Raw genomic sequence first — 14502 nt, 5'->3', positions numbered from 1 at the left:
AATTTCGATTCAAATCTTTAATAAATCAAAATTTGATAACGTAAAAATACATTTTTTTAATATGCTAACGGAATTTTGCATATAAATCGTATAAAAAATTTCTCTTCTAAGATGAATATTTCATTAAATAATGCAATAAGACATTTAATGAATCACGTAAAACCAACTGATTATCAATAAAAAGCTCAAATTTTGTTTTATGATTACTTCTCTCAATAAAAATTTCAAAGTTAACCTCTTTAGGTAGGTTTATCTCTAATCGATGTAAAGCATTCAGTAACCAAAAACGGGCAACAGCATCACCTTGGACTTTAATAGGGATCTTTTTTTTCTGATTTACTAGAAATTTACCTGTTTCAATATCAAATAAATCTTCACTAGAAAACGCTCTTGAAAAATCTCCTCCAAGTACAAGTTCTTCAGGGGTTCCAGAAATAATTTGATCTTTATCGAACAACCATATTTGATCTGCAGTCTGAAGAGCCAATTCTAAATCATGAGTAGTAAGAAGAATACACTTATTCTTAGTTCTGGCTATTTTATTTAAAAGTTTATAAAGCTCAATTTTATTTGGAATATCTAAGTGAGATGTTGGTTCATCAAGTAGGATTAACTCAGAATCTTGTGAAAGAACTCGACCGATCAACGCTTTTTGCATTTGCCCATCACTGAGTTCATGAAGGTATCGATCAAGTAAATTAGATACACCGACTAAATCTGCGACTTCTTCAACCTTAGTTTTATCCTTATCTGTTAAAGTTCCCCACCAAGCAGTATGAGGTATACGCCCCATTTCAAGTAATTCTCTTACAGTTAGAAACCCACCATCAAAATGTTCCGTCAGAACAGTTCCTAAAATCTTGGACAATTCTTTATTTGAATACGAACTTAAAACTTTATCATGAATAAATACTTTTCCATTCAAAGCATGCTGCATTTTGGAAATAGTTCTTAGTAAAGTTGATTTACCAGCTCCATTTGGGCCTACTAAGCAAGTCACTTTTCCTTTTTCCAAAGAAAGATTCAAAGGTTTCGATAGCTTCCTTTTTTCATTCCCCTCAAGATAGCCTATTTCCAAGTTCTGAAGTGTAAGCATAATTAAATCGCTCTTTTGAATTTTCTACGTCTCAACAAAAACCACATGATTACAGGTGCACCCAAAAAAGAGGTTATCACATTGATTGGTAAAACCAAAGCACTTCCTGGAATTTGAGCAAGCAAATCACAGATAACCAAGACTAAACTTCCCAACAAAAAAGTATTTGGAATTAAAACTTTATGATTGGAGGTTCTGAAAACCATACGAGTTAAATGAGGAACTGTAATTCCTACAAATCCTATTGGCCCACAAAAAGCTGTAATCGCTCCTGCCAAAACACTACTCACTACGATCAGTAATATTCGGATATTTTTAATATCGACCCCCATACTCTGAGCATAGTTTTCACCAAGAAGTAATGCATTCAGAGGTTTTGCGACAAGCAAGGAAATAAATACCCCCGAAATTATTAGGATAGAAAGTACTATCAACTGAGAATAAGTTACAGCACTTAAGTTTCCGAAAGTCCATAGCAAGAAATCTTGGAGCTCTTCTGGTGAAGCAAAAAACTGCCATAAACTCAGAATCCCGTTGGCTAAGTACCCGATCATGATACCAATGATCAATAGAATTACATTGTCTTTTACTTTACGAGCGAAAGCCAAAACAACAGAAAGGACTAGCGTACTTCCCATAATAGCAGCAATCGCAATACTCCAGTTTCCTAAAGTATCTAATTGCTTAATATGTAAAGATGATGCGACACTTCCTCCTGCAAGCATCATAATTCCAACGCCTAAAGACGCCCCTGCCGAACCTCCAAGTACAGAAGGTCCTGCTAACGGATTCTTGAAAAGTGTTTGCATCAGTAAACCAGCGATAGCAAGTGCGCCGCCGCCCAAAATTGCAGTCAGCGTTCTTGGCAAACGAATATGTAGAATAATCTTTGATGCAATACTATCTGTGTCTTGGAATGAAAGTATTTGCAATAACTCTGAAATACCGATTTTTACAGAACCAGTAGATATTTCAAACCAAAAAAAGATTAAGATTAAAAAAGAAATTATGACTGACTTTGTACCGCTTTTCATCTACTCCTACGTAATCAACTAAATAAATTTTTCTATGATTTGTCTTTAGTTGTAGTTAAAAACAAATTCATTTGGAATCACCCCTACTGTAAACGAATGAAGCTCCTTCCCATTATAATCGTACTTAAAAACCATTCCTTGTTGTACATAATCAAAAGCATCTGAGGTATAAATTTCATTAGATATCGGGTCAATACCTAATGCATAAAATAGTCTCCCATTTGCTGGAATTATGGGCGTTTGAGGAAGATTAGAATCTGTAATATTAAACTTAAACACATCGTTGTAGATATAATAAAGTTCATCTTTTGCAGCATTAATCCTCAACCTAGAAGGCTGTTCTAAACCTTTTGATTCAAACTCGAATATGTCTTTGATCTTAAAACTACCGACATCAACCTTTACCAAAGAAGGCTTAGCTTTCCCTAAACCTCCGTTGCACAAAACCCAAAGATTATTATTCTTATCCTTTTGAATATCTATAGGTCCTACAGGCATTTTAAGGCTATCAATAACAACATCAGAAATCTTATCTATTTTTAAAAGAAGTTGCCCACCTTCCCGTGTATCATAAGCGGTACGAGTTTGAGTCATATAAATGAAATCATCATGTGAAATCATTTTCTCAGTCCAACCGCCAACTTGTACATCTTTTTCCAAAGCATTCGTTTCTGTATTTACTACATAGAAACGATCCGCATAAATATCAGTAACATAGGCTTTCGATTGAGTTACTGGATAGAAGTATCTTGGGCTACTTTTGGGTATCTCAATTCTCCCAAGCCATTCCATCGTTTTAACATCTACTATTTCAACTCTTGATGAATTATTTATGGGTAAATAGCCAACACTATCAAGGATGTATAACGACTGCACTACATTACCCAATTCATGCCCATTCTTTTTCTTGAAAATAGCATTCGTTACTTCTTCACCTTCTCTATCATAATGAGAAAGCGTACCAAATCCCCAATCAAAGTTGCCTTCATTCACGATAAATACACCTTCATTGTAGAGGTCTCTTCCATCTCCTAAATCACCTTGAGGTAAAGCATCTTCAGGATTGTTACACCCTGTTAGGATTAGAGCAAAAATGAAAACGATTAATAATCTCATAGGTTAATTTAAACGGTAGGTTAATGATAACTGATAAACTCTGCCAGGCATTGGCTTTCGTGCGATTGATTGATAGTGGTAATTAAAAATATTTTCAATCCGTGCTTGTACATCAATTCTATGCGAATTGAGATATATTTTTTTACCGACAGCAACATTAGTGAGATAATACGCAGGTAACCATTCACTCGCATCGGTTTGAGTGAATCGTTTTCCGTATGCTTGTTCTTCAATGGTCAAGTAATAATCCTTGTACTTCATACGGGCATATCCTTGAAAACTTGTAATTGGAGTATATGTAAGTTGATTTCCTACTGACTTATCGAGTTCATCTTCTGCCTCTTGATTTTCTGACCTCACATACGAAAATGAAGTATATAAATCTACGGAGAAGTCTCTCCCATTATCATAGCTTGCAGAGACTATTTGCTCGATCCCTCGAGAAAATACTTCTTTTAGATTTTTAGGAGCCCAAAGATTACTGACAGAAGGAGTCCAAACAATCCAATTATTAATAAGTGATGCAAATGCAGTGGTCTCAATTTTAAAAGAAAGTGCATTTGATTTTTGGATGTGATATGTACCTCCAATTTCTCCAATCCAACCTTCTTCTGGCTTCATATCTTCATTTCCAACAGGGTAAAGATATTTGTCATTTAGTGTTGGGGCATGGAAGTTTCGTGAAAGGTTTACTCTCAAATTTAAATCTTGAGTATAATTTGAATACGCTTTCCAATCAATTCCTAAGGATGGTAAAAAAGGTTGTATTTGGTCATCAATCAACTCTTGACGAACTAGGAAACTCATACTCAGGTTGGAACTTGGGAGCCATTCTACTCCCGAATATAGATCGAATATGTTTTGATCTGATTGATTACTTTTGGTTTGGGAGCCTCCTTCTCTGACTGTACTATTCAGATTATCGTATTGATAGTCAAAACCAAACCTTAAATCAAGTTTATCGCTCAAATGAAAACTACTTTTTCCATGTAATTGGAATGAATAGCTGTCTGTATCTGAAGCAGAAATTTTAGGAAAGTTATCGTTACTTATATCTTTCTGATAATAAAAATTTTCTTTACCATAGTAAGTTGACAAACTCAAAGACTTTTTTTCATCCACTCTATCCCACGAACCTAAAAACCTTAAAGATTCATCACTTTGCCATGCAAAACTTTGTTCGGTATGCATACTCGGAGGTAACTCCCTTTCACTCGTCTGATACCATGTATAAAAACTGAATGTTTCATTTTCTCTAAGCCTAAACGAAAACTCCTGAAGAATACCATACTGAAGATGTGCAGAGTTTTCATTTGTCCATGTTGGAGAACCTGGCTCTAAAGGATTTACGAAATCAAATAAGTTTTTAGCATCCTTATAATACACTTTAGTTGTACTCTGAAGTTTCTCAGAGCCAAGAGTTACACTTGCATTTGAAATATGATTCTGTAATGTATTAGCTGTATGCGAAACGAGAACATGAGGAACACCATCCATGACAACTCTAGAGTTCATTTGTATAGCACCTCCCAATCCACCTGTTCCATGCATCAAGCTAGAAGCACCATAATTGACGACTACTTCATCTGAAAATGCAACAGGGAAAAGTGACAAATCTACCTGTCCTAGCATTGGTGAATTTAAACTCACACCATTCCAATACACTTGTGTATGACTAGCTCCTGTTCCTCTAAATGAAGGTGTTTGTGTTCCACCAACCCCATAACTTTTAATGAATATTGGAGTATTCAGACTCAGCATTTCACCTAAACTAGCAGTTAGATTACTTTCAATAATTTCAGGCTCAATATAGGTAGTCTTAAAACTAATTCGTTCAGGGATTGATACATCAACGATATTCACTTCTTCCAGGTACAATACAGAATCTAAGACTTGTGCATAAAGTAGATTTGTATTGAAACCTAAAGTAAAAATTGACACAAAAAAAAGTAAATAACGATATCGTATACCCTTCAAAATCATCCGCTAACTAGAAAATAAACGCTTAAAAAAATTAGTTTTCAGTATCCAACAGCATTCTGTAATCAAAAGCACCTCTAATCTCTGTAGATATTTCATTGAAATGTCCTGCAATTTGAAACACTCCAGTTTGTACTTTTATAAATTTGATACTTGACAGTTCTACTTTATTACCATTAGCATCTACTGCATTTGAAATATCAAACAGATTTGCTCTTAAGGATTCATCATGATCTTCTCCTTGGTAATTCTCTGCATATCCCCAGAAAAATCTATCTTCATAATTTTTCCAACTTTGCCCGACTTGATAATGACTATTTGGAAGTTTAACACCTTCAAAAGTAACTTCTTCTTTAGTTTCATCCCACCACCAAGCGTGAGTACCATCACCAAACTCAGCAACCAACTCTCCTTGATTACCTAGATTATCTTCCCAAGAGATGTTTTTACCTTCGTTCGGTTTATAATATGTTACTGCATAATTCTGGACAGTCTCAGCATTTTCATACTCACTGCCTTTCAATTGAATCCATTCACCATCATTGGGTAAACCATCTTCATTTGTATCACTCATTACATAAACCACTCCTGGCTCTGAGCCTACGCCTGGTTGAGTAAATACACCAAAATCATAACCTTCTTGATTTTCAATTTCATGATCAAAACCAGCTACAATATATCCGCCCCAACCTCCAAGAAGTACATATTCGTTTGAATTATCAATAAAATTTGAGCCATCAGCCCCCAATGCACTTGTTCGCGCATGTTGACCTGGGCCATATTGGTAATCAAAAACATCAGTGATATAGGTAGAATAAATAGGTTCAGGAGTAATTTCATCCTCATCTTCATCAACTACCGCAGATGAATCACATGCTACTACCCCAAAGAGTAGTAGCATGTAAAAATAGATTGACTTTGAAAACTTAGTCATAAAGAAGCCTTTGTTAGAATTCTAAATATTATAAAGGAAGAACCATAGCAGGGAACTCACCTACACCAGCATATTTTTTAACTACAGAACCTGTTGATGGGTCGACAAAGAACAAAGCATTTGAATCGTATTCTCCATAGCTTTTAATTGTTGTGATCATCAAATTTCCAGTAGCTTCATCAAATGCTATTTCACCATATGGGAAACCAGCCTCATCATCTGACCAGTTAGATATATCAAAAGCTTCTTTTAAAGCACCATCTTTCACTTCATACATTTTGTTAGTGATTGTTCCACCCCAATCTCCTGCAGTATAAGGAATGAAATAAACTGCATCAGTAGAAGGATTTATTGTAGTGTATGCGTTTTTAGAGCCTGAAGCAAAAGATACACCTTCAGGAGCATCAATGGTTTCAGTAATGTTTCTAGATGCAGCATTAATTTTTACGACTTTAGAATTCTCTCCTGTCAACACTACAACCAAGTTATCTTGGCTATCTTTTACCATAGTTGTCGCTACAGATTCTAATGCTACAGTCTCTGTTAGTGTATTTGAAGTTACATTTGTAATGTATAATACATCTCCTTCAATTGTGAACAATTCATCCCCAACTATTTGCATTTGGCCTAAATTAGCGTGTACACCATCAACTTTTGATAGAGTATTCGTTGTTAAATCTAGTGCGAAAACTGCACTGTGAGTTGCATAAAAATCATCATAATAAAATGATCTAACATAAGCTTTAGCATCATCTACCAAAGTAATATTTGTAGGATAAATATATTCGCCAAAATTCAACTCTGAGCTTGTTAGACCTTGCTCTAAAGTCAAATCTTCTTTATTAATGATACTAACTAAATTAGGTCCATTTTGAGCTACGGCATATATATAGTTGTCAGAAACTACAGCAGATTGTAAAGTACTACCTACTTCAGCTCCGTCATTTTGGGCATTAAAAACACCATTTATTTTTAATTCTCTATCTGTATTTACAAACGTGAAACTTTCAGAACCTGGAGCACCGAAACTTCCTTCAGACAATACCATAAAACCATTAAAAGGATTTACTGTAATATCTCTGTAAGCCGTTAGAGAATCTGCTCCTGTATAACCAGCAGAGAATAAAGCTCTAAAGTCACCTACTTCGTTAAAAGTATAAGTAAAAGAAGAAGAGTCACTCATGTGTGCATCTCCAAGATACCAGTTCACAAAATCAGCGTCACTAACCTCTCCGACAAATTCTAATGTTTCACTTGGAAATATTGAAGAAGAACCATTTGGAGTTGTAATTTCAATAGAATCTGGTTTTCTCAGAGTTTCATCATCAGACTCGCATGAAGTAAAAATACTTAGGGCCATAAGACCTGCAATAATTCCTTTACGATTAAAAAGATTTCTGTTCATTTCTAGCTAATTATTTAGAATAACATTAAACAACAGAAACAGGGGCAAATAGAAAGGGAAGGCTAAAAAAGTACAGTATTTCAATCAATAAAATAAACTATTGATATTCAGCTGCACTAAAACTTTTATTCCCGAAAGTAAAAGCACTGTTTCGAAGATTGGCAGGTTTTCTGACTTACTCTACATTTTGTCACCTTCTCATCTAACATTGTAGACAATGGTTTAACAACAAAATTAAAAATGAGCTTACAGCTGCGGGTACAGTTTAGGTCTTTCACCTAATTCCCTCTTAGCTCTCTCGAGCACCAAACTTGGGCAAAGATATAAAAGTTTGTTAGTGAAACAAGATGATTAAATCACCTAAAGAAAGTGATATATATGAATATTTATTATTGATTATGACATACAAGAGACTTCATTGTCTTTTTTACAAAAACATGAATAGATCTCACTTTCAGTTTTGAGAATTGAAAAGATACATTTCTGAAATAAACTTTTTTTAAGCTTATCAGACACTTTTTTTAATCTAAATAATCCTCATTTTTTACTATTTTTGCAGTTCTTTTTGCGAGAATACGATTATTGAAATGAGACATAATACATATATCACAAGGGCTTTTGAGATTCTGAGTAGAGGTAATTTCATAAGCGCTAATAGTAGTCGAAGTGAGATCAGAAATCTATACAATGAGATTGATGACAACTTCGAAGATTTTTACGATTATTTTTTACCCTTAAATTTTACACTAGAGAGAGGAAATAATTTTTTTTACTTCTCTCGAAAAGAACAGCGACAAACACTCCGAGAAAAGGTAGAAAAGTTCTATAAATATATTGATAGACTTGCATTCTTCTCATCATATGATGCTACCTTCTCTGAAGGAAGTCAATTTCAGATTACTGATATTGTGCACCGCTGTAAAACTGATGCAAACCTTTTTGAGCAACTCAAGAGGATTGTTGGAGAAAAAGATCCGTCAATCATTGATAAGGTGAGAGACTTGGCTGAGGAGATGAAAAGACTAGGATTTTTTGAAGTGATCGATACAGAAAAAGAGACTTATAAAGTACTTTCTGCATATCACTTTTTAGAGGAAATTGTATTATTGATTGATATTGACCAAACAGACGACGATGAGGTATCTAAATAAAATTGTATTCATAAATAGCTCATCTTTACCCTATTCCGAGGTGAGTCTTGGAGGTAATATTCACTTTGTAGGTTCTAACGGTTTTGGAAAAACAACCCTTCTGAGAGCTATTCTTTTTTTCTATCACCCTACTTCTGAAAAGAGAGAGTTAGGAATCAAAGAAAATCAGCAATCTTTTTCTGAGTATTATTTCGAGGAATTTGGGTCTTACATGATCTATGAAATTCATACTGAGACAAATAATGTATGTCTGTTCCTCTATAAAAAAGGAGGAAGACTTCAGTTTCGATTTATCGATGCGCCATATGAAAAAGATTTCTTCATAAAAGACCGTAAAGCCAAGAGTTTAGAAAACATCTTTGCTGATCTGGAAGCTAGAGAAATCAGTTTTACCGATGAGATCAGAAGATATGCCGATGTACGAAATATCATCTATGGTGCAACTGAAAAAAGAGAATATCAAAAGTATGGATTATTCCATGGTAAGACTTCAATCAAGCGTCAGAAGCTAACGACCATTCCAAAAGCAATTGCTAATATTTTCAGAAGTTCTAGTCTCAACTCTGACTATATAAAAAGAGCAATTATTGAAGCTATTGCAGAAGAAAATGTTCGTCCAATTGAGCTTGAGGTCATCAGTCGTCAAATCTCAAAATTTGAGAATACACGAAGAGATTTACTCAACTTCGAGAAATATAAACCTAAAGCGGAAGAGCTTATTTCTCAACATGACGAATTCATTTCAACAAAATCCAAACTTGAAAACGTTGCTATTCAGCTTGGACAAGAAGTAAAATCTGCCAGTTCTAAAGCCATTGTTTTTAAAGCAGACCTTGAAAAAGCGCAACAAGCTTTAAATGGAATTGAAGATAGTCTTCATGAAAAGCAAGACTACTTTGACCAACAAAAAACATTGATCAACCAAAAAATTGGTGTTCCTAAAAACCACCTTAAAACCATTAAATCGTTGCGTAAAAAATACGCGGAGATTATTCGTAGTGAAGGTGTTTTTTCTATTGAAAGTATTTTAGAGGAACATCAAAATGAAACACTTTTAAAAGATCAACTTAGCCATCATCAAAGTATTAAAGAAACTTTGATGGCTGAAGTTAAGGAAGTAGAACAACGTTTTTCTGAAGAAGAATCAAGTTTACGTCAGAAAAGAAGTGCTTACCAACAAGAGATTGAGAATGAGAAAATCAATCTTAAATCTTCATTTATTGATCGTCTTGAAGAGTTAAAAGAAAAACAGCAAGAGAAGATTCAAGAACTTCAGTCAGAATATGAAAAAGACAGGGATTCTGTTGAACAACATATTGAAGAAAAAAGAGAAAAGCTTCAAGCCTTAAATGAGGAAAAAGCACAAATCACTCATAAGGATTTCAGTAGCGAACGTTTTGATCTGATCTCAAAAGAAATACAGAAACTTGATGCTCAGCTCAAGGATATTGAACAAAATATTCTTCTTTTCAGAAAAGAGGCTGAAGGTCTAAAAGCTCTTAATGAATCTCAGTTAAAGGCACTTAAAGCTCAATTTGAATCTAACTCAGAGAAAATTGACTTACAGATTTCTCAAAAGAAAAACGCTAAAGAATCACTTGAAGCAAAAATCAAGAAGTATGAAGGCTCTCTTTGGGAGTTTTTGAATGAGAATGTTGAAGATTGGAAACAAAATATTGGCAAACTCATTAAGGAAGAAATTCTTTTACAAAAAGACCTTTCCCCTACTTTCAATAATAAAGAAGAGGGATTCTTCGGGTTAAAACTTGATCTGTCTTCGCTGAATAGTTCTGAAATTCAGTTTACGGATTACTCTAATCTATTAGAAGAAGCAGAGAAAGAATTAATAGCACTTCATGAAGAGAAACTAAAACTTCAATCTGATTTCCAATCAGAGCATGACCTTCTTCAGCAAGAATATCAGCAAAAATACAAGAAGCTAGTCAAGGACTATGAGGAAAATTTACCTTATGAAAAGACGAGAGCTGAAAGAAAAAAGAAAGAATTTATTCTTGATTTAGAACAACTTGAAAAGGAGTCTTCAAGCTTAAAAGAAAGTGCTTTAGAGGAAATCAATTCAAAAATTTCAGTTTCACAGCGTGAGCTTTCTGAGCAAAAAGAAAAAAAGAATGAGCTGAAGCAAAAATTTGAGAATGATCGAATTTCCTCACAAGATCAATACAATCTACTTTCGACTGAAATCTTACAGCAGCAAAATTCAGCTATCCTCACTCTTGATTCTCAGAAAGAGAAGTATGAAGCTGACATTATTAGCAGATTACAGAGTTTAGAGCTACGTAAGAAAGAAGCTTTAAGTGAAAAAGGAGTCGATACAAAACAGCTCCAAAAAGAAGAAGAAGCCATCAACTCGATTCTTCAGAAGCTTAACTTTATTGATGGTACAAAAGGAATCGTATCTGAATATAAAGTTAATAAGGAACAATATTTTGACAAGGAAGAGGCTTTTAAAGTCGAGACTCAAGAATTAGAATCACAATTGAAAGCTATTCTTGACCGATTTGAAGATGAAAAGACACAACTGAATGCTCAGCGAGCACAGTTTAAAGCTGAAGTTCAGACCTTACAAAATGAATCTCGAAATCTAGAAACACAGCTCAACGAATTTGACCGTTTCAAATCTGAAGAGATGAGTCCTTATTTCAGTTTGATCAAATTCATTGAAGAAGCCCATGAAACGGTTATAGGACATGGAGAAACGGTAAGTGAGTTATTGTCCACAGTCAGAGGCGAATTTGCTAGAAAAGGTGAAATACAAGCTAAATTCACCAAAGAAGTTCTAAGCTATACCAGTAAATTCCAAAAAGCGAATGAAATGAAATTCCCTATTCTCACGGGTCAAGATGACGAAAGGGCTATTTTCTTCTTCGTAGACAAAACGCTAAGGGGATTTATTGAGAACGATCTGATTGAGAATGTTCAGGAACAAGTTGAGAAACAACACAGCGGACTTATTAGTAACATCACTAGAGAAGTGGGTGATATTTCTAAGGTGAATAAATCTATTCATGAGACGGTGAAACAACTCAATGATCATTTTGAGCAGACCAACTTTGTCGGTGTTGTTAAGTCAGTTAAACTCCAATTCAAGGAAAAAACTTCAGGATTGACAGGGCTACTTATGAAAGCCAAAGAGTTGGATAGTAAGTTTAATTTTGGCGATCAAGCTAGTTTCTTCAAGGAAAAAGCCGATAGTGTTACCAATAAAAAATCAATTCAGTTATTGAATGATTTGAATGCTGAAATTCAACAAACAAATTCAAAATACATCAAAATCGATGATTTCTTTGAATTACAGTTTAGAGTAGCTGAAAATAACAATGATACTGGTTGGGTTGAAAAACTATCGAACGTAGGATCTGAAGGAACAGATGTTCTTGTAAAATCTATGATCTACATTACACTTCTGAATGTCTTCAAGGAAAATGTTTTCAAGAATAACGATGACTACAGAGTGCATTGTATGATTGATGAAGTGGGTAAACTCTCTGATCGTTATCTGAGAGAACTTATTGATTTTACAAATCATAAAAACGTAAGATTAATTTTTGGTTCGCCAAATGAAAACGACCCTCTAATTTATCATCACGTTTATAAACTTGACCGAAATACAAAAACCAATAAAGTGAATGTAATAAAACTTGTTGGGGAAGCTTAAGTCACAAATAAGAAATAGCTCAAAAACGCTTTATCGGTTCTTTCTGATAAAGCGTTTTCTTTTTAAGAGCAATAAAAATTACACTGTAAAATTCATTTTTCTTCTAACTCAAAACAGATCAAAACCAAAATCCTTTCATCCGTAAGTTCCTCATTACCTTAACCAAATGAAAAATTGGTAATGATCATAGATTAGTAATATCAATTAAACGCCAGCTCATAACAAATGAAGTACGCACAAGATATTAATACTCTAATCGAAGAAATTGAGGAATTGAAAACTGAAAATGAGTTATTGAAAAAGAATAATAACTCAGGTCAATCCCTTCAAATGAAAATCTCAGAACTGGAACAAGAAGTTAAAAGTACAGTCGTTGAGAAAAATAGGTATATATCTGTGATCACTCATGAATTGAGAACTCCTTTAAATGCCATTATTGGAATGGCGCATTTACTTGAAAGTAAATCTCCAAGAGACGATCAGAAAGAACTCATTGATACATTGGTTTATTCTTCCAATAAATTATTAAGTCTTATAAACGACACCTTAGATTTATCGAAGTTAGAAGCAGGGATGCTACAACTAGAATCAAAAAGCTTTAATATTTATCAGCTCATCGAACAAACTCAAAAACTATTTGAGCCAAAAGCTAAAGATAAACAAATCAGATTCTTCACTTTCATTGATTCTAATATCCCTCAAAATATTAAAGGTGATGAAACTAGACTTTCACAAATCCTAAATAATATCGTCAGTAACGCCATCAAATTCACTGAACAAGGTGAAGTTTGTATTATGGTGAAACTTGTGGAAAGAAAAGAGAATACAATTATTCTAGAGTTTGAGATTAAAGACTCTGGTATCGGAATTCCACAAGATATGCAAGGGCAAATATTTGAACCTTTCCGACAGGCTGAAAAATCTACTTTCAGAAAATTTGGAGGTACAGGATTAGGACTTAGTATCACGAAAAATCTAGTTGAATTCCATAACGGAACTCTAGACTTAAAAAGTAAAGAAGCAGAAGGGACAACATTCATCATAAAACTTCCTTATGACCTGGAAGAAGAAAAAGAAGAAATTGTTTCCGATGAAAGTGAAAATCAATCCTCTGAAGAGTTTAAAGATTTGAGTGTTCTATATGTTGAAGATATTGGACCAAATCAATTTTTGATGAAAGGCTTCTGCTCCAACTGGGGAATTAAGCTTGATATTGCATCTGAAGGAGAAGAATGCATGAAACTTCTGGAAAGTAATATATACGATGTCATTCTGATGGATATTAGAATGCCTGGTAAAGACGGCTATGAAGTTTCAAAAGATATCAGAATGTTAGATTCTGAATTCGCAAAGAATGTCCCAATCTATGCGGTTACGGCCAACACCTATGAGCATAGTAAAAACAAATATGAAGAAGCGGGAATGAATGGCTATCTACCTAAACCAATCGATCCTGATAAGCTTAAAGATATTTTCATTCTTCATAACGAAGATAAAAAGAAACAAGCAACAAAAGTAGAAACTCCAAAACAGAATGATGTTGACATTTTTTCAACATTAGATGTCTTATTTATTGATAATAAAGAGGATTACAGAGTTTTATTAAGTTTGATGCTGAAAGAATTTGATGGTTATGAAAATGATTTATTGACTGCTATCACAAATAAAGATCTAGATGTGATTTCATTCATTAGACATAGCATGAAAAGCACTTTAGAGACTTTAAATCAAAAGCTAATTATCAATAAACTAAATCAAGTTGATAGAGATGAATTAAATAAAACTGACTTAATTCAACTTCAAAATGAAGTAAAAGAACAACTCATTCAACTCAAGGGCTTAATAAGAAATAAGATTGAGATCTTAAACGAAGTAGGCACTATCGTTTAATAAAATACATAGTTAATGAAAATGCTCATGCTGAAAGGTATGAGCATTTTTTATTTCTATAAACAAAGACTTCCTATACTAACTTTTTTCTATTTAACTCAATTATTTATTTTTCATAAATGAAATAGAAGTGATAATTCTTTAGTTCTGCATAGACATATTTACTTTTTGATTCATTATATTCGGACTTGAATTTTTTGTAATATTCTAAATGACAATG

At 33.8% G+C, this 14502-nt stretch carries 9 protein-coding genes and 1 riboswitch; of the genes, 3 read left to right on the top strand and 6 right to left on the bottom strand.

The window, feature by feature from the left end; all coding sequences use genetic code 11:
- Positions 1-106 precede the first annotated feature (106 nt).
- From BC781_RS14520 to BC781_RS14495, 6 genes are all read right to left on the bottom strand, one after another.
- Positions 107-1078 carry an ABC transporter ATP-binding protein gene (locus tag BC781_RS14520; RefSeq protein WP_158281488.1) on the bottom strand — a complete coding sequence of 324 codons (972 nt, stop codon included), beginning with the start codon at positions 1076-1078 and terminating at the stop codon, positions 107-109.
- A 20-nt stretch (positions 1079-1098) separates the two neighbouring features.
- Complete coding sequence (locus tag BC781_RS14515) at positions 1099-2130, bottom strand: iron ABC transporter permease (RefSeq protein ID WP_109618984.1); 1032 nt, start codon at positions 2128-2130, stop codon at positions 1099-1101.
- Between the two features lie 45 nt (positions 2131-2175).
- Positions 2176-3246, bottom strand: a complete 1071-nt coding sequence (locus tag BC781_RS14510) for a DUF5074 domain-containing protein (protein WP_109618982.1) — start codon at positions 3244-3246, stop codon at positions 2176-2178.
- Between the two features lie 3 nt (positions 3247-3249).
- Positions 3250-5187: a TonB-dependent receptor gene (locus tag BC781_RS14505; protein ID WP_158281487.1), complete on the bottom strand. Its 1938-nt coding sequence runs from the start codon at positions 5185-5187 to the stop codon at positions 3250-3252.
- 73 nt (positions 5188-5260) lie between these two features.
- Positions 5261-6160 (bottom strand): hypothetical protein, encoded by a 900-nt coding sequence (locus tag BC781_RS14500; RefSeq protein WP_109618979.1) that lies wholly within the window; start codon positions 6158-6160, stop codon positions 5261-5263.
- A gap of 28 nt (positions 6161-6188) precedes the next feature.
- A complete protein-coding gene (locus BC781_RS14495; protein ID WP_109618976.1) occupies positions 6189-7565 on the bottom strand; it encodes a DUF5074 domain-containing protein in 1377 nt (458 codons plus the stop codon).
- Between the two features lie 143 nt (positions 7566-7708).
- Positions 7709-7890, bottom strand: a riboswitch (cobalamin riboswitch).
- Between the two features lie 262 nt (positions 7891-8152).
- Here BC781_RS14495 and BC781_RS14490 point away from each other — a divergent pair.
- The 3 genes from BC781_RS14490 to BC781_RS14480 all read left to right on the top strand — a co-directional run bounded on the left by BC781_RS14490 (position 8153) and on the right by BC781_RS14480 (position 14282).
- Positions 8153-8716: a condensin complex protein MksE gene (locus BC781_RS14490; RefSeq protein WP_109618974.1), complete on the top strand. Its 564-nt coding sequence runs from the start codon at positions 8153-8155 to the stop codon at positions 8714-8716.
- Complete coding sequence (locus BC781_RS14485) at positions 8700-12392, top strand: ATP-binding protein (RefSeq protein ID WP_109618972.1); 3693 nt, start codon at positions 8700-8702, stop codon at positions 12390-12392. Before BC781_RS14490 ends, BC781_RS14485 begins: the two co-directional genes overlap by 17 nt.
- Before the next feature lie 225 nt (positions 12393-12617).
- A complete protein-coding gene (locus tag BC781_RS14480) occupies positions 12618-14282 on the top strand; it encodes an ATP-binding response regulator (RefSeq protein WP_109618970.1) in 1665 nt (554 codons plus the stop codon).
- Positions 14283-14502: the final 220 nt, after the last annotated feature.

Source organism: Sediminitomix flava (genome assembly GCF_003149185.1).
Lineage (GTDB): Bacteria > Bacteroidota > Bacteroidia > Cytophagales > Flammeovirgaceae > Sediminitomix > Sediminitomix flava.
This window is presented reverse-complemented; position numbering and strand designations above follow the sequence as displayed.